Source organism: Pseudoxanthomonas sangjuensis (genome assembly GCF_010211755.1).
GTDB classification, from domain to species: domain Bacteria; phylum Pseudomonadota; class Gammaproteobacteria; order Xanthomonadales; family Xanthomonadaceae; genus Pseudoxanthomonas_A; species Pseudoxanthomonas_A sangjuensis.
In genome coordinates, this window is the sequence record NZ_PDWR01000012.1 from 23,820 (window position 1) to 41,187 (window position 17,368).

Annotated in this window: 10 protein-coding genes, 2 tRNA genes and 1 pseudogene; 5 read left to right on the plus strand and 8 right to left on the minus strand. The window is 70.3% G+C overall.

What is annotated here, in order from left to right:
* Window positions 1-125 precede the first annotated feature (125 nt).
* Window positions 126-201 (plus strand) — tRNA-Phe (locus CSC71_RS07990).
* A gap of 67 nt (window positions 202-268) precedes the next feature.
* Here CSC71_RS07990 and CSC71_RS07995 read toward each other — a convergent pair.
* Together CSC71_RS07995 and mrcB are read right to left on the minus strand one after the other, a co-directional pair.
* Window positions 269-844 carry a tetratricopeptide repeat protein gene (locus CSC71_RS07995; protein WP_211367933.1) on the minus strand — a complete coding sequence of 192 codons (576 nt, stop codon included), beginning with the start codon at window positions 842-844 and terminating at the stop codon, window positions 269-271.
* Window positions 841-3,243, minus strand: a complete 2,403-nt coding sequence (mrcB, locus tag CSC71_RS08000; RefSeq protein ID WP_425501935.1) for a penicillin-binding protein 1B — start codon at window positions 3,241-3,243, stop codon at window positions 841-843. Before mrcB ends, CSC71_RS07995 begins: the two co-directional genes overlap by 4 nt.
* 93 nt (window positions 3,244-3,336) lie before the next feature.
* On the opposite strand from mrcB, the gene CSC71_RS08005 reads away from it, so the two are divergent.
* Complete coding sequence (locus CSC71_RS08005) at window positions 3,337-5,439, plus strand: glycosyltransferase (protein ID WP_162373839.1); 2,103 nt, start codon at window positions 3,337-3,339, stop codon at window positions 5,437-5,439.
* On the opposite strand, the gene CSC71_RS08010 is transcribed toward CSC71_RS08005, so the two are convergent.
* The 3 genes from CSC71_RS08010 to hrpA all read right to left on the minus strand — a co-directional run bounded on the left by CSC71_RS08010 (window position 5,436) and on the right by hrpA (window position 13,143).
* Window positions 5,436-6,977, minus strand: a complete 1,542-nt coding sequence (locus CSC71_RS08010; RefSeq protein WP_246192086.1) for a hypothetical protein — start codon at window positions 6,975-6,977, stop codon at window positions 5,436-5,438. The genes CSC71_RS08005 and CSC71_RS08010 overlap by 4 nt on opposite strands.
* 85 nt (window positions 6,978-7,062) lie before the next feature.
* A complete protein-coding gene (locus CSC71_RS08015; RefSeq protein ID WP_162373840.1) occupies window positions 7,063-9,213 on the minus strand; it encodes a RelA/SpoT family protein in 2,151 nt (716 codons plus the stop codon).
* Window positions 9,214-9,222: 9 nt separating this feature from the next.
* Window positions 9,223-13,143 (minus strand): ATP-dependent RNA helicase HrpA, encoded by a 3,921-nt coding sequence (gene hrpA / locus CSC71_RS08020; RefSeq protein ID WP_425501936.1) that lies wholly within the window; start codon window positions 13,141-13,143, stop codon window positions 9,223-9,225.
* Between the two features lie 112 nt (window positions 13,144-13,255).
* Between hrpA and CSC71_RS08025 the strand changes: the two genes are divergently transcribed.
* The 3 genes from CSC71_RS08025 (at window position 13,256) to CSC71_RS08035 (ending at window position 16,237) form a co-directional block, all read left to right on the plus strand.
* Window positions 13,256-13,780 (plus strand): Dps family protein, encoded by a 525-nt coding sequence (locus tag CSC71_RS08025; RefSeq protein WP_162373842.1) that lies wholly within the window; start codon window positions 13,256-13,258, stop codon window positions 13,778-13,780.
* Between the two features lie 80 nt (window positions 13,781-13,860).
* A complete protein-coding gene (gene recQ, locus CSC71_RS08030) occupies window positions 13,861-15,672 on the plus strand; it encodes a DNA helicase RecQ (protein WP_162373843.1) in 1,812 nt (603 codons plus the stop codon).
* A 91-nt stretch (window positions 15,673-15,763) separates the two neighbouring features.
* Window positions 15,764-16,237 carry a hypothetical protein gene (locus tag CSC71_RS08035; RefSeq protein ID WP_246192077.1) on the plus strand — a complete coding sequence of 158 codons (474 nt, stop codon included), beginning with the start codon at window positions 15,764-15,766 and terminating at the stop codon, window positions 16,235-16,237.
* A 98-nt stretch (window positions 16,238-16,335) separates the two neighbouring features.
* Here CSC71_RS08035 and CSC71_RS08040 read toward each other — a convergent pair.
* From CSC71_RS08040 to CSC71_RS08050, 3 genes and pseudogenes are all read right to left on the minus strand, one after another.
* Window positions 16,336-16,411: transfer RNA gene (locus tag CSC71_RS08040), tRNA-Lys, on the minus strand.
* Between the two features lie 72 nt (window positions 16,412-16,483).
* Window positions 16,484-17,164 carry a 7-cyano-7-deazaguanine synthase QueC gene (gene queC / locus CSC71_RS08045; RefSeq protein ID WP_162373844.1) on the minus strand — a complete coding sequence of 227 codons (681 nt, stop codon included), beginning with the start codon at window positions 17,162-17,164 and terminating at the stop codon, window positions 16,484-16,486.
* Window positions 17,165-17,259: 95 nt separating this feature from the next.
* A pseudogene (locus tag CSC71_RS08050) lies at window positions 17,260-17,349 on the minus strand.
* Window positions 17,350-17,368: the final 19 nt, after the last annotated feature.

The window sequence follows — 17,368 nt, forward strand, 5'->3', positions numbered from 1 at the left end:
GGCACGCGGCCGGGAGATCGCCGCCGAAGGCACATTCAGCGAACATCCGGCTTGCCGTCCGCCAGCTGTATCCGTATCATTCCGCATCTTTCGCGGCGCCTGCCGCGGCACAATCCGGTTTCTCTGGCCGGGTAGCTCAGTTGGTAGAGCAAGGGATTGAAAATCCCTGTGTCGGGGGTTCGATTCCCTCCCCGGCCACCATTTGAAATCAAAGGGTTGTGTGGAAGAAGGGGCCGCAAGGCCCTTTTCTTTGTCCGGCGTTTGCGCGCTACATGCGGTTGACGCCCGGCACGGTGCAGGATTCGAACTTGCCCGTGGCCTCCGCCACCTGCATCGCCAGGAACGCTACCTGACCGGCCTGCTTGGCGGCATCCTTCACTTTCGGCTGCGCCGATGCTTCATCCAGTCGCGCCTGGCGCACCTGGCGGATCGTTTCCCAGTGGCGGCGACACAAGGGGCCGACTTCCGAGCCCAGGCCAACGGCCCGCTGCGCCAGGGTTTCGGCGCGTTCGTACTCGCCCTGCACCAGCGCGACCTCGGCGCGTTCCTGCAATACCGCCGGGTCGTCGGCGACGATCAGCAGCGCCTGGTTCAATGCCTCGGCGGACGATGCGTAGTCGTGCGCGGACATCGCCTGCGCCGCCCTCATGCGCAGGTCCTCGACTTCCGGATCGCGCAATGGCTGCACCGACAACTCCTTGTCGTCGCCGCCGGCCGCGGCCAGCACCGCGGACAGGCGCTGTTGCGGCGACACCGCCGGCGCGGCGGGCTTGACCGGCTGCACCGGCGCGCAGGCCGGCACCGACAATACCGCCATGCAGGCGACGAGGGCGCAGCGTTTCATGGCGTTTCCCCTTCGGGTTGCGGTTGCGGCGTTTCTTCCCGCTTCGGCGGCAAGCCGAACCAGCTGCGCCAACCGCCGCCTTCCTGCGCCGGCCCGGGCTCGGCGCCGAACGTGCACGGCTGGTACGGCGGCGCATAACCGGCCACGAACGGCAGGCGGCGCGCACCCGGGCAACCGGCATCGGTGCTGTTGCTGCCCACCACCCACTGCCAGTCCAGGCCCTTGCCCGATACCCGCAGCGGCGCGCTGGGCAGGCGCGAGAAGATCCCCGACCACACCCGCATCGCGCCGGTGGCGCCGTACAGGCCGGTTTCCAGGTTCTGGTCGTTGCCCATCCACACCACCGCGAGGTGGTCGCCGGTGTAGCCGGCGTACCAGCTGTCGCGGCCGTCGTTGCTGGTGCCGGTCTTGCCGGCCGGCGACAGCCGGCCGAGGCCGTCGCCGAGCAGTTGCCGGCCGGTACCGCTGCTGACCACCTGCTGCAGGGCCACGGTGATCAGGTGCGCGGCGATCGAATCGCCTTCCTGCGCCGGCGCCGGCGCCTTGTCGTAACGTTTGAGCAGCTTGCCATCGGGGTCGAGCACGCCGCGCACCGCGTGCAGCGGCTGGATCTCGCCGCCGGAGGCGAGGAACTGGTACAGCTGCGCCATCGCGTACGGGCTCTGGTCGGTGGAGCCGAGGATCAGCGCCGGGTTCGGTTCGGCCTCGATGCCGGCGAGCACGCGCAGCAGCGAGGAAAGCCGCTTCGGATCGACCTTCATGCCCACGCGCACCGTGGCCTGGTTGTACGAATGCGCCAGCGCGTCGACCAGGCGCACCGTGCCGTGGCTGCGATTGTCGGCGTTGGCCGGCTGCCACTTGCGGTTCTTGCCCAGTTGCACGGTCACCGGCGAATCGTCGACCCAGGTGGCCAGCGACCAGTTGTCCGGCCGCGCCAGCGCCAGCAGGTAGACGAAGGGCTTGAGCAGCGAGCCGACCGGGCGCTTGGCCTCGACCGCGCGGTTGAAGCCCGGCTGCGCCACGTCGCGGTTGCCGACCACGGCCAGCACGTCGCCGTGGTGCACGTCGGTCAGCACCAGTCCCGCCTGCAGCGGCGGGCGGGTCTTGTGCTCCAGCGACTTGATCGTGCGCGCCACCGCGCCTTCGGCATAGGCCTGCGCCGACGGCGACATGCCGGTGAGCACGGAGAGGCCCGCGCCCTGCAGCGCGCTCTCCGGATAGTCGTGCGCCAGCTGGCGGCGGACCAGGTCGACGTAGGCCGGGAAGCGGTTCGCGGCGAGCAGGCCCGGCGCTTCGGTCACGCCCAGCGGCGCGGCGCGTGCGCGCTGGTATTCGGCATCGCCGATCAGCCCGCTTTCGTGCATCTTGTCCAGCGCCAGGTTGCGCCGGTCGAGCGCGCGCTCGGGATGCCGGCGCGGATCGTAGTACGACGGCCCCTTGACGATGCCGATCAGCAGCGCGATCTGCTCGGTGCTGAGCGAGTCGAGGTCGCGGCCGAACCAGAATTCCGACGCCGCCGACACGCCGTGGATCGCCTGCCTGCCGCGCTGGCCCCAGTAGACCTGGTTGAAGTAGGCCTCGAGGATGGTGTGCTTGTCGTAGCGCGCCTCCAGGATCAGCGCGTAGATGATTTCCTTGAACTTGCGCACCGGGGTCTGCTCCTTGCCGATGCCGAGCAGGCCGCTGCGCGCCAGTTGCTGGGTCAGCGTGCTCGCGCCCTGGCGGATGCGGCCGCCGGACTTGACCGCGACCCACAACGCGCGCGCCATGCCGCTGAAGTCGATGCCGTGGTGGCGGCTGAAGTCGCGGTCCTCGACCGCCTGCAGACCGGTGACCAGCTTCTCCGGCACGTCCTCGAGCCGGACCAGCCGGCGTTCCTCCTGCTTCTGCCCGTACAGCGTGGCGATCCGCGCCGGGTCCAGCCGCGCCGCCTTCAGGCCCTGCTTGCGATCGGCATCGCGCAGCGAAGCGACCTGGCCGCCGGACAGCGCCACCTGCACCCGGCGCGGCGCGACCCGACCGTCGACGTCGATGTAGCCCCGGCTGGAGATCGTGAAGCGTCCGCCGTCGCGCGCATAGGTGCCCGGCGCGGCGCCCTTGCCGTCGTCGCGGTACGCGGCCGCGTCCAGTTCGGTCTTCAGCGTCTGCGCGTCCATCGCCAGCCCCGGCGCCAGCTGCAGCGGCCGCGCGTAGACCCGGGTCGGCACCTGCCACTGCAGCGCGCCGAACCTCTCGCTGACCTGGTGGTTCAGGTAGAACACGTACGGGACCAGGAAGCCCAGGCCGAGGCCCAGCGCCGCCAACGCTCCCTTCAGCAACCAGTCGCGCCAGGCCGGCGCCCGGGTTCCACCCTCGTCTTCGTCGTCGAGGTAATCGTCTTCTTCGTCGTACTGGGCCACGGGGATGCGACAATGGGGACTCCGGCGAGTCTAGCGCAGCCCGTGGTGGCGCGGCCGGGAACCGGTCCATGCCTTGCGGGAGTCGTTCACATAATGCCGTTCCTTGCCGATGCGCGCTTCGGGTGGGCCAATGCGCGGTTCCTGCTGCGCCGCCTAGTCACCAGCCTGCGCGAGGACGACCTGGGCACCACATGGCAACGGATCGCGCGCCGGCTCTACCCGGCCAAGGTCGCGCTTGGGTTGCGTGGCGACCTCTACCAGCCCGCCGACACGCCTTTCGCCCCCTTCGCCCTGCCCCGCGACCCGGAGCCGTCGGCCAGCATCATCATCCCCGTCTATAACCAGGCCAGGCATACCCTTGCCTGCCTGCGGGCGATCGCCGAACACTCTCCCGCCGCCAGCATCGAGGTGATCGTCGTCGACGACGGTTCCAACGATGAAACCGTCGTATGGATGCCGCAGATCGAGGGCTTGCGCTACAGCCGCCGTACGCGAAACGAGGGCTTCATTGCCGCCTGCAACGGTGGTGCGGCGCAGGCGCACGGCAAGTACCTGGTCTTCCTCAACAACGATACCGTGCCACAGCCTGGCTGGCTGGACGCGCTGCTGGCGACTTTCGACCTGCACGCGAATGTCGGTCTTGCCGGCGCGCAGCTGCTGTATCCGGACGGCCGCCTGCAGGAGGCCGGCGGCGTGGTGTTCTCCGACGGCTCGGCATGGAACTACGGGCGCTTCGAATCGCCGTACGACCCGCGCTTCGGCTACGTGCGCGACGCCGACTACTGCTCCGGCGCAGCGATCGCGATCCCGCGCGCGCTGTTCGAATCGCTCGGCGGTTTCGACACGCGCTATACGCCGGCGTACTACGAAGACACCGACCTGGCTTTTGCAGTACGCGCCGCTGGCAAGCGCGTTCTGTACCAGCCAGAAGCGCGCGTTGTGCACAAGGAGGGCACCACCGCCGGCACCGACACGTCGAGCGGGACCAAGGCTTACCAGGCGCGAAACGCGAAGATTTTCGCCGAAAAATGGAAGCGGGCACTGGCGTCGCAATTGCTGCCGGATACGACTCTAGAACCGGCAAACCTGCACCGCCGCCAGCTACAGGTACTGGTGGTGGATGCGCTGCCACCGCAACCCGACCGGGACTCCGGTTCGATGCGCTTACTCAACCTGTTGCGCCTGCTGCACGACGAAGGTGCGCACGCATGCTTCCTCCCGCTGCATACCGCCGGACTGGAATCCTGCCTGCTCCCCCTGCAGCGGCTGGGCGTGGAGACCTGGTATAAGCCTTGGGCCGGACGAGTCGCGCGCTTCCTGCAGCGACAAGGCGCCCGTTTCGACGTAGTGATGCTCAGCCGCCACTACGTGGCCACGCCGCTGCTGCCGCTGGTCCGCCGGCACGCGCCGCAGGCGCGGATCGTGTTCGACACGGTCGACCTGCATGGCCTGCGCGAACAGCGCGCCGCCGATCTCGGCAACGATGCGGTGCTGCGGCGCACGGCGCGAGCCACGACCAAGGCCGAACTGGCGGTCGCCGCCACCGTCGACGCGACCGTGGTGGTCAGCGCCTACGAACGCGACTGGCTGCGCGAAAGGCTGCCGGACGCGCGCGTCGAGGTGCTGTCGAACCTGCACGAGGTGCGCGGCCCTGGCCTGCCGTTCGCGCAACGCCACGACCTGGTCTTCGTCGGCGGGTTCCGCCACCCACCGAACGTCGATGCGGTGCTGTGGTTCGCGAACGCGGTCTTCCCGCCGGTCCGCTCGCGCCTGCCGGGCGTGCGCTTCCACTGCATCGGCGGCGATTGCCCGCCGGAAATCCTCGCGTTGTCGGCGCTGGACGGCGTCGTCGTGCATGGCCACGTGCCCGACATCGCGCCGTACATGGACGGCGCGCGCGTCGCACTGGCGCCGTTGCGCTATGGCGCCGGGGTGAAGGGCAAGGTCAACCTGAGCATGGCGCACGGCCAGCCGGTAGTGGCGACCTCCTGCGCGGTCGAAGGCATGCACCTGCAGGACCGCTACGACGTGCTGGTCGCCGACGACGCGGCCGGGTTCGCCGACCGCGTGGTCGAACTGTACCGGGACGAAGCGCTGTGGAACCGGCTGTCCGCCAACGGCCTGGACAACGTGCGCACGCATTTTTCGCTGGAGGCCGCGCGCGGCACCGTGCGGCGCCTCTTCTTCGAAGGCTAGTTGCGCCCCGCCCGCGCGTCGCGCACCCGCTGCGCGAACTGCGCCAGCCCCGGCGCGCCCGGATCGAGTTCGCGCGCCTGCCGCGACGCCCGCTCGGCGAAGGCGATGTCGCCGGCGCCGAGGCGCTCGTCGCCGACCGCCAGCCATTTCAGCGCCAGCCGGTGCCGCGCCGTGGCCAGCGTCGCCTCGCCCGGCGCCATCGCCGCCCAGGCGTCGTAACAGGTACGCGCCAGGGCCGGGCGGTTCGCGTTGAGTCCGCCTTCGAAGCAACCGCGCACCGACGCCAGCAGCTTTTTCGCCGCGGCCGACACCGCCGGATCGCCCGGCGCCAGCGCCTGCGCGGCGCGCAGCCGGTCGTAGGCGCTTTCGCCCGGCGGCGTCAGCCAGTCGCCGCGCGCCTGTGCGGCATCGGCCTGCGCGAGCAGCGCCTGCACGCGCTGCCGGCGCTGCGGCGACGGCGGCGTGGCCGGCGCCTCCTGCGCGTGCGACTTGCGCACGCGTTGCAGGTATTGCCCGGCGGCGGCGACCTCGGCACCCTGCGGCGCGATCTCGCGCGCCTGCGCCAGCGCCTCCTCGGCTTCGGCGAAACGGAAATCCCCGGCCAGCCGGTGCGCCTTGTCCGCATAGGCCGCGGCAACGCGGGCCAGGCCCTGTTGCGCCGGCCCGGCCAGTTGCGCGTTGTCGCCCGCGGCCTCGGCCAGGGCGCGATAACCGGCCGCCGCGCGTTCCAGCCGGCCGTTGCGCAGGTCGGCATCGGCCCGCTTCGAAGCGGCTTCCAGCGCGGCCGACAGCCGCGCCTGCGCGTCGGGCAGGTCGATGTGCCCCGGGTCGTAGCCGCGCACGGCAGCGACCAGCGCCGCGCCGCGCTGCATTTCCCCGGCGGCCAGCGCCTTTTTCGCTTCCTGCAGCAGGTCGGTCAGCGCGTCCTCGCGCCCCTCCAGCGCGGCGGTGTGGTCCGGTTGCAGGGTGAGGATGCGCGAATACAGCGGCAACGCCGCGCCCGGATCGCCATCGAGATGGCCGGCGGCCTGCGCCTCCCGCGCCTGCCGCAGCAACTGGTCGAGGCCGGCGTGCGAAGCGTCGCGCCGGCGCAATTCATCGGCGACCGCGTTGGTTTCGACCAGCGGCGCCTGCAGTTCGCGGGCCAGCGCCAGCGCCCGCTCGGCCTCGTCGAGGCGGTTCGCGCGCAGCGCCGCGCGCGCCTGGCCCAGCGCCGCGTTCGCCACCCGGGTCAGGCCGGCGCGCGCCTCGCTGCGGTCGTTGTCGAGCGCCTGCGCGGCCTCGTACAGCTGGCGCGCGCCACTGCCGTCGGCGGCGTCGAGCTTGCCCGCCGCCAGCGCGGCATCGGCCGACTGCAGCAGTTGCTGCACCTGGCTGCCCGGCCAGAACGCATCGGCCAATGGCTTGCGCAACAGGAACAGCACCAGGAACACCGCGGCCAACACCCACAGCACCCGGCGCCACGCCCGGCGGTTGCGCCAGCCGGGCGCCGGCTCATATTCGGCCGAACGGAACTCGACGGTATCCCAGCCGCCCATCGTCGGCTCGACGCGTTGCCTGGCGTTCTTTCCGCGCTTGTCGTTCACGCGCGCAAGGATAAGCCCTGCACCTGAACGCCGGTCTTCACCCCGGGCGCCGTGCCGCCTCGACCCCCGGCAGCGCGTCCAGCTTGCCCAGCAGGGTCGACAACTGGCCGTAGTCGGCCACCTTCAGCCGCAGGCGCAGGCGGATGCGTCCGCTGTTGCGCAAATTCTCGCTGTGGATGGCCAGCACGTGCGCGTCCTCCTGCGCGATCAGGTTGGTCACGTCCTTCAGCAGCCACTTGCGGTCGATCGCGGTGACCTCGGCGTCGACCTCGTAGCCGCCGCCGGCCACGCCCCATTCCACCGGCAGCACCCGTTGCGGGTTGAGCGCGGCCAGGCGCCGCAGCGAAGCGCAATCGGCGCGGTGCACGGTGACGCCGCGGCCGCGGGTCAGGTAACCGGCGATCGGTTCGCCGGCGACCGGCTGGCAGCACTTGCCCAATTGCACCAGCAGGTTGCCGACGCCCTGCACGGTGAAGCGCGATTTCTCCGCGCCGGGCGCGCGCGAAGGAACGCGGCGCGACGCGCTGGAGACCGCGGGATGGACGACCGGCTGCGCGAGCCTGGCCTGCGCTTCCTCGTGCAGCGCGCGGCCGACCTGGTTCGGCCCGGTGTCGCCGAGCGCGACCTGCACGTACAGGTCGTCGACGTTGTCGGCGTGGAAGCGCTTCAGCACCGTGTTGAGATCGTGCTGGTGCAGGCCGAGGCGCTTGAGCTCGCGTTCGAGCATGTCGCGTCCGGCCTGCACGTTGTTGGCCTTGTCGAGCTTGTGGAACCATGCGCGCACCTTGTCGCGCGAACGCCCGCTGGCGAGGAAGCCGTTCGCCGGCAGCAGCCAGTCGCGGCGCGGCTCCGGCTCCTTCGCGGTGAGGATCTCGACCCGGTCGCCGCTGCGCAGCTTGTGGTTGAGCTGGACGATGCGGCCGTTGACCTTGGCGCCGCGGGTGCGGTGCCCGACCATCGTGTGCACGTGGTAGGCGAAGTCGAGCGGCGTCGAGCCGGTCGGCAGGTCGATCACCTCGCCCTTCGGGGTCAGCACGTAGATGCGCTCCTCGACCAGCTCGGCATCGAGCCCGCCGCCGACTTCGTCGCCCTGCTCCAGCAACTGCCGCATCCACGCGATCTTCTTCTCGAAGGCCTTGTCGCCGCCCTTGCCGCCTTCCTTGTATTTCCAGTGCGCGGCCACGCCGAGTTCGGCCTGCGCGTGCATCTCGTGGGTGCGGATCTGCACTTCCAGCGTGCGCCCCTCCGGGCCGACCACCGCGGTGTGCAGCGAACGGTAATCGTTGGCCTTGGGCCGCGCGATGTAGTCGTCGAATTCGCTGGGGATCGGCGCCCACAGCGCGTGGACCACGCCGAGCGCGGCGTAGCAGGCGGCGACGTCGTCCACCGCGACGCGCACCGCGCGCAGGTCGTAGAGCTCGTCGATCGACGCCTGCTTGCGCTGCATCTTCCGCCAGATGCTGTAGATGTGCTTCGGCCGGCCGCTGATTTCGGCGGCGATGCCGTGTTTCTCCAGTTCGACGCGCAGCTCGCGCTTGACCCGCTCGATGTAGCGCTCGCGCTCGGCCCGCTTCTCGTCGAGCTGCTTCGCGATCCGCTTGTAGGTATCCGGCTCGAGATGGCGGAACGCCAGGTCCTCGAGCTCCCATTTCAGCTGCCAGATGCCGAGCCGGTTGGCCAGCGGCGCGTGGATGTCGCGGGTCAGCAGCGCCAGTTCGCGGCGTTGCCCTTCGGGCAGCCTCGCTGCCGCGCGCATCTTCGCCAGTTGCCGCGCCAGCAGGATCGGCACCACGCGCAGGTCGCGGACGATCGCCAGCAACAGCCGGCGCAGGCCCTCGCTGTTGCCGCCGCGGCCGGGCGCCGCGTTTTCCGCATGCAGCGCCCAGACCTGCCCGGCCGCGGCCTGGCCTTCGAGCAGCGGCGCCACGCCCGGCAGCTTCGCCAGCACCGCCTTGCGCGAGTCCGCGGGCCATTCGGGCAACGCGAAACCGAGCGCGGCGACCAGCGTTTCCGCATCGGCCGACAGCTGCGCGAGGATGTCGAGGGTTTCGGCGATCTCATTGCCCGCGGCCGGTGCCGGTGGCGCAGCCTCCAGCGCGGCCCGCAACACATCGCGCACCGCCGGCGGCAGGGATTGCAGCGCCGGATGCGAAAGCAGCCTGGTCGGTTCGTCGCGGGGAATGCCCATGGCGGCATCCTAGCCCGCTTTCAGCGCCGAGAGGCGTTGCGCCAGCTTCTTCGCCGACACGCCGCCGCGCGCGGCGAGCTCCTGCGCGAACAGCGAAACGCGCAGTTCCTCGAGCTCCCAGCGCAAGGCCTGCCACTCCGGCTTCGCCGCGACGCCCCGCGCCGCGGCGTCCTTCAGCGCGTCGGCGAACGGCTTGAGCCCGAGCATGCGCTGCTGGTCGCGGGTCGGGTCGCGCTTGGCACGCTCGCAACGCAGGATCATCGCCTTCAGGTAGCGCGGGAACTGCGCCAGCGCGTCGGCCGGCGTGTCGCGCAGGAAGCCCGGGCGCACCAGCGCGGCAAGCTGTTCGCGCAGGTCGTCGAGGTTGCCCTTCGCCCAGCCCATCAATGGCGATTCCAGCTGCGGCTTGAGCTCGCCGGCGAGGGAAAGGATGCCTTCGGCGAGCTTGAGCCGCTCCATCGCCTCGCCGAACAGCTTCTTTCCCGCCTCGTCGCGACGCCCGTCGAACGCGGCGCGGTCGCGGATCCCGCCCAGCCCCTGCGCGAGGACCGCATTCATCGCCGCATCGACCAGGTCGCCACGCAACCGTTCCTGCGATTCGATGGCCGCGTACAGCAGCCCGGTCTTCGGCGACACCGGCAACTGCTTGCGCGCCTGCCTGGCCTTGTCGGCGAGCGCGATCTCGAGCAGGCGGCGCACGCCCTGCGGATGCGCGGCGTCCGCCTCGTTGCGGTCGGCGAACATGCGCAACGCGACCGATTCGCCTTCGTCCGCCAGCGCCGGGTACGCCGGCACGCCGGCCTCGCCGGGGACCTGCAACGGAATCGGCTGCCGCGGGAATTCGCGCAGGCCCTCGGCCGCCATCGCCCGGCCCGCGCGCGCGGCGAAGGCATGGCCGGCGCGTTCGCCGAACTGCGCGCGCAAGGCATCGAGGTCGCGCGACTCGGCGATCACCCTGCCCCTGTCGTCGCGCAGGCGCAGGTTCATGCGCAGGTGCGGCTCGACCGCGGCCTCGTCGAAATCGATCGCCGCGACCGGCGCGCCGGTGGCCTTCGACAGGAAGCGGGCGAGTTCGCCGCGGATGTCGTCGGCGCCCGGCTTCGGGAACGCCTCGAAGAACGCGCGGCCGAAATCCGGCGCCGGCACGTAATGGCGGCGCTGCGCCTTCGGCAGGCTGCGGATCAGGCCGGAGGCCTTGTCGGCGACGAAGCCCGGCGCCAGCCACGACAGCCGCGCCGGATCGAGCGCGTTGAGCAGGTGCAGCGGCACCTCCAGCGTCACGCCGTCGTCCGGCGCGCCCGGCTCGAACTTGTAGTGCAGCGGCAACCGCGCGTCGCCGAGCGCGAAATACTTCGGATAACGGTCTTCCTCGCTGCCCTCGCCCGGCAGCAGGTCGGCGGGCGACCAGTGCAGCGCACGGCGCTTGTCCGGCGCGAGCGACTTCCACCACGCATCGAGGCCGGCGGCGGAATGGATGTCCGGCGGCACGCGGTCCAGGTACCAGCGCGCCTGCCAGTCCTCGTCGGCGACGATGCCGGCGCGGCGCAGCTTGGCTTCCTCTTCGCGCGCCTGCTCCAGCGCCTTCAGGTTGTCGGCGACGAAGCCCGCCCGGGTGTTGATTTCGCCGGTGACCAGCGCCTGGCGCACGAAGATGTCGTGCGCGCCGACCGGGTCGATGCGACCGTAATGCACCGGCTTGTTGGGGGCGAGCACCAGGCCGAACAGGCCGATCTGCTCCGACGCGACCACGTGGCCTTGCGCGCGCGACCAGTGCGGATCGAAATGCTTGCGCGCCAGCAGGTGCGGCAGCTCGGCGACGACCCAGTCCGGCTCGATCGCGGCGTTGGTCAGGCCCCAGACGCGCGCGGTGTCGAGCAGGTTGGCGCTGAGTACCCACGGCGGCGGTTTCTTCGCCAGCGCCGAGCCGGGAAACAGGTGGTAGCGGCGCTGGCGCGGGCCGGTGTAGTCGCCCTTTTCGGTGCGGTGGCCGACCTGGGTCGGCAGGCCGGCGATCAGCGCGCGATGCAGGAACAGGTAGGCGCCCTGCTTCTGCTTCTCGGTGGCGCCTTCGTCGAGCAGCGGCGAACCGCCGTTCGGCTTCCAGCCGAGTTCTTCGCACAGCAACAGCAGTTGCCGGTGCAGCTCGCGCCACTCGCGCATGCGCAGGAAACCGAGGAAATGCCTGCCGCACCAGTCGCGCAGCTTCGACTGGGTGAGGTCCTCGTGCGCGGCGCGGTAGGCCTCCCACAGTTTCAGGATGCCGACGAATTCGGAACGCGGGTCGGCGAACTTCGCGTGCGCGTTGTCGGCGGCCTCGCGCGCTTCCGGCGGGCGTTCGCGCGGGTCCTGGATACCGAGGAACGACGCGATCACGAGCATCTCGCGCAGGGTGCCGTTCGCCTGCGCGGCGACCAGCATCCGCGCCAGCTTCACGTCCACCGGCAGGCGCGCCATCTGCCGGCCGATGCCGGTCAGCTTGCGCTCCTTGTCGACGGCGCCGCGTTCGGACAACTGCTGCCAGCCGTCGGCGATGGCGCGTTCGTCCGGTGGTTCCAGGAACGGGAAGTCCTCGATCCGGCCGAGCCCGAGCTGCAGCATGCGCAGGATCACGCCGGCCAGCGACGAACGGCGGATTTCCGGATCGGTGAACTCGGGGCGCGACGCGAAATCCGCTTCCGCGTACAGCCGGTAGCAGATGCCTTCGGCGATGCGTCCGCAGCGGCCCTTGCGCTGGTTGGCGCTGGCCTGCGAGATCGGTTCGATGTGCAGGCGGTCGAGCTTCTGCCGCGGGCTGTAGCGCTTGACCCGCGCGTAGCCGGGATCGACCACGTAACGGATGCGCGGCACGGTCAGCGACGTCTCGGCGACGTTGGTGGCGAGGACCAGGCGCCGCTTCGTGCCGGGGTTGAACACGCGGTCCTGGTCCTTCGCCGACAGCCGCGCGTACAGCGGCAGCACTTCGGTCTCGCGGTACTTGCGCCGTTCCAGCGACTGGTGCGCGTCGCGGATCTCGCGCTCGCCCGGCAGGAACACCAGCACGTCGCCGCGCGGGTCGTGGCGGGTGATCTCGTCGATGGCGGACACGATGGCGTCGTTGACGGTGCGATCGCTTTCGCGCGCCTCGCCTTCCCCGTCGACCTCGCCTTCGAGCGGGCGATAGCGGACTTCGACCGGGTAGGTGCGGCCTTCGACCGAGATCACCGGCGCGCCGTCGAAATGGCGGGCGAAGCGCTCGGTGTCGATGGTCGCGGAAGTGACGATCAGCTTCAGGTCGCGGCGCTTGCGCAGCAGTTGCTTCAGGTAACCGAGCAGGAAGTCGATGTTGAGGCTGCGCTCGTGCGCCTCGTCGACGATGATGGTGTCGTAGGCGGACAGCCAGCGGTCGGAAGCGATCTCCGCCAGCAGGATGCCGTCGGTCATGAACTTGATGCGGGTGTCGTCGCCGACGTTGTCGGTGAAGCGCACCTGGTAGCCGACCGCGCCGCCGACCGGCGCCTTCAGTTCCTCGGCCACGCGCCGCGCCACCGCGCGTGCGGCGATGCGGCGCGGCTGGGTGCAGCCGATCATGCCGGCGGCGCCGCGGCCGGCGGCCAGGCACAGCTTCGGCAACTGCGTGGTCTTGCCGGAGCCGGTTTCGCCGGCGACGACCACGACCTGGTGGCCGCGGATCGCGGCGACGATGCTTTCCGCCTCGCGCGCGATCGGCAACGCCTCGTCCAGCGTCACTTCCGGCGCCGAGGCTTCGCGCGCCTGCCGCGCCGCCAGCGACGCGGCCAGCGCCTGCGCGAACGCGGCCTGCGCGGCGGCGTCCTTCTGCTGGCGCTGCCAGCGCGACCACAGGCCGTGCAGGCGGCCGTGGTCGCGGCTCAGCGCGCGGGCGATCGCGCGGCGGCCGGCCTCGAGCCCGGTCGTTCGGGAAGGGGATTCCATCGGTTCCATCAATGCAAATAAGCCGGAACGGCCATCGGTCCGGGAAGTTGAAGCGCGCTATTGTGCCGCCATATAAGATGTGGCATCGAGACCCGAACCCAAGGAGCGCCCCATGGCCAAGGCCAAGCCGAAGAGCAAGCCCGCGATTTCCGCCGCCGGCACGCCCGCGATCGACATCGGCATCGACGCCGGCGACCGCAAGAAGATCGCCGATGGCCTGTCCGCCTTCCTCGCCGACAGCTACACGCTGTACCTGAAGACCCACAACTTCCACTGGAACGTCACCGGGCCGATGTTCAACTCGCTGCACCTGATGTTCATGGAGCAGTACAACGAGGAATGGACCGCGCTGGACGAGATCGCCGAGCGCATCCGCGCCCTCGGCTTCAAGGCGCCCGGCTCCTACGCCGAGTACGCCCGGCTGTCCACGGTCGTGGAACAGGCCGGTCGCGACGCGCCGGAATGGATGGAAATGGTGCGGCAGCTGGTCGCCGGCAACGAAGCCGTGTGCCGCACCGCGCGCAAGGCGCTGCAGCTCGCCGACAAGGCCGGCGACGATCCCAGCGTGGACCTGCTGACCCAGCGCCTGCAGGTCCACGAGAAGAACGCGTGGATGCTGCGTTCGTTGCTCGAATGAGGCGCTCCCCCGGCGTTTCCCGACGTTCCGCCGGGCCGCACCCCGACTGACCCGCCGCCCCGGCGGGTCGAACTGATCGCATGACCGAAACTTCCCCCGACCTGCCGCCCGCACGGCGATTGCTGCGCGACGTGTTCGGCTACGACGCCTTCCGCGGCCCGCAGCAGGCCATCGTCGAGCACGTCGCCGCCGGCAACGACGCGCTGGTGCTGATGCCCACCGGCGGCGGCAAGTCGCTGTGCTACCAGGTGCCGGCGCTGCTGCGCGACGGCTGCGGCATCGTCGTTTCGCCGCTGATCGCGCTGATGCAGGACCAGGTCGAGGCGCTGCGCCAGCTCGGCGTGCGCGCCGAATACCTCAATTCGACGCTGGACGCGGAGACCGCGGCGAAGGTCGAACGCGGGCTGCTGGCCGGCGCCATCGACCTGCTCTACGTCGCGCCGGAACGGCTGCTGACCCCGCGCTTCCTGTCGCTGCTGGACCGGGCGGACATCGCGCTGTTCGCCATCGACGAAGCGCACTGCGTCTCGCAATGGGGCCACGACTTCCGCCCCGAATACCGCGAACTGACCGTGCTGCACGAGCGCTGGCCCCGCGTGCCGCGCATCGCCCTGACCGCGACCGCCGACCCACCCACCCAGCGCGAGATCGCCGAGCGGCTGCAACTGAACGATGCACGCCGTTTCGTCAGTTCGTTCGACCGCCCGAACATCCGCTACCACGTGGTGCAGAAGGACAATGCGCGGCGGCAGTTGCTCGACTTCCTGCGCGGGCGCGCCGGCGAGGCCGGCATCGTCTATGCGATGTCGCGCCGCAAGGTCGAGGAAACCGCGCAGTTCCTCGCCGACCACGGCCTCGCAGCCCTGCCCTACCACGCCGGCCTGCCGGCCGAGGTGCGCGCCGCCAACCAGCGCCGCTTCCTGCGCGAGGACGGCGTGGTGATGGTCGCGACGATCGCCTTCGGCATGGGCATCGACAAGCCCGACGTGCGCTTCGTCGCCCACGTCGACCTGCCCAAGTCGATGGAAGGCTATTACCAGGAAACCGGCCGCGCCGGCCGCGACGGCGAAGCCGCCGAGGCCTGGCTGTGCTACGGCCTCGGCGACGTGGTGCTGCTGAAGCAGATGATCGAGCAGGGCGAGGCGAGCGAAGAGCGCAAGCGGCTGGAGCGGATCAAGCTGGACCAGCTGCTGGCCTATTGCGAATCGACCGAATGCCGGCGCCGGGTGCTGCTCGCGGGTTTCGGCGAAGCCTATCCGCACGACTGCGGCAACTGCGACAACTGCCTGGAGCCGGCGGCGACCTGGGATGCCACCGTCGCCGCGCAGAAGGCGCTGAGCTGCGTCTACCGCAGCGGCCAGCGCTTCGGCGCGGCGCATCTCATCGACATCCTGCGCGGCGGCGAAAGCGAGAAGGTGCGCCAGTTCGGCCACGACAAGCTGAGCACCTACGGCATCGGCGCCGACCTCGACGCGAATGCATGGCGCGGCGTGTTCCGCCAGCTGGTCGCCGCCGGCCTGCTCGCGGTCGATGCCGAGGGCTACGGCGCATTGCGCCTGACCGAAGCCAGCCGTGAAGTGCTCCAGGGCAAACGCCGGATCACGATGCGCCGGCAGCAACCGCGCAAACGCGACCGCAGCGGGCAGCGCACCGGCCTGTCGGTGCTGCCGCAGGACCTGGCGCTGTTCAATGCGTTGCGCGAATTGCGCGCCGGGCTGGCGCGCGAGCAGAACGTGCCGGCCTTCGTGATCCTGCACGACAGCACGCTGCGCGCCATCGCCGAGGAACGCCCGACCTCGCTCGACCGGCTGGCGCGGATCGGCGGCATCGGCGGCAGCAAGCTGGCCCGCTATGGCGAACGGCTGGTCGAAGTGGTGCGCGAACACGGCTAGCCGGCGCGACAGCACGCGTTCAAGCGGCGCTTGCTAGCTTGCCGGCAGCGGGCATTCCCGTCCGCCGCACGACCACAGGTGGTATCCGCACATGAAGACTGCCCTTCCGCTGCTTGCCTGCCTGCTGGTCGCCGTTCCGGCACTGGCCGAAGACAGGCCCGCCGGCGCAGACGCCGCGACCAGCGCCGGGAAACTGGACCTGAGCCTGCCCCGGTCCGCGGCCGACTACCGCAACGATCCGCCCGGTACCTGGTACGGCGACACCAGCGGCGTTCCCGCTTCCGCCGAATCCAAGGAGCGCGGGGAAGCGACGGCGCGCGAGGAACAGTGCCAGGGCGAGCTGCACGGCAGCGTCGCCGCCGGCATCGGCCATGCCAGCCGCGGCGGCAACAGCAACTGGCAGGCGGTCAACCTGCACGGCTGCAAGACCTACTACAACGACGACGGCGAAGCCCGCGAAGTCGGGGTCAGCATCAGCGTCGGCCAGTACGACGGGCCCGATGGCCGTTACCGCGGCGGCCGGCGGCCGATGGCGCCGCCCCCGGCGGGCGGTCCGCGGCGCTGAAGATGCGCACGCACTTCGCCGACCGCACATGCACCGAAAGCCCCGCGCTTCGCGGGGCTTTTCGCATCCGTTCGCCGGATGCCCGGCGGCGTCCTGCATGGTGGGCCGTGTTGGAATCGAACCAACGACCAGCGGATTAAAAGTCCGATGCTCTACCGACTGAGCTAACGGCCCGGGTTGCAGAAAACGCGTCCCGGCCTTGCGCCGGGGTGCGAATTCTAACCCACGCCGCGCAGCATCGCGAAATCATGCGTAGCGCGTCGGATCGGCCACGCCGGCGTCGGCGAACCCCTGCGCGCGCAGGCGGCAGGCATCGCAGTGGCCGCAGGCACGGCCGTCGGCGTCGGCGCGGTAGCACGACACGGTCTGCGCGAAATCCACGCCCAGGCGCGCGCCTTCGCGGACGATGTCGGCCTTGCTCAGGCGGATCAGCGGCGCCTGGACGCGCAGGCCCGCGCCTTCGACGCCGGCCTTGGTCGCCAGGTTGGCCAGCTTCGCGAAGGCCTCGATGAATTCCGGCCGGCAGTCCGGGTAGCCCGAGTAATCGACCGCGTTGACCCCGCAGAAGATGTCGCTGGCGCCGAGCACTTCGGCCCAGCCCAGCGCGATCGACAGCATCACCGTGTTGCGCGCCGGCACGTAGGTGACGGGAATGGCCGCCGCGTTCGGATCCTTGTCGGTATCGACCGGCACCTCGATGTCGTCGGTCAGCGCCGAGCCGCCGATGCTGCGCAGGTCGACGTTCACCGTCTTGTGCGCGACCGCGCCGAGCGACTGCGCCACGCGCGCCGCGGCCTCCAGTTCCGAAGTATGGCGCTGGCCGTAGCTGACGCTGAGCGCGTGGGCGGCGAAACCCTGCTCGCGGGCGATGGCGAGGACGACGGCGGAATCCATGCCGCCGGAGACGAGGACGACTGCTTTTTTCATCGCATTAAACTTGAAATTAAAGATTTAGAGGGAGTCATAACCATTTCTGCCCGCCATCCAGCGAGACAGGAATACGGCGCGGCAGCAACTCAAGGAGCCGACGACAGGGCTTGAACCTGCACCCTTCCGGGATATCCCATGGAGACCACTGTAGTGGTACGTCTACCAAATTCCGTCACGTCGGCGAAAACGATTGTGTAGCTT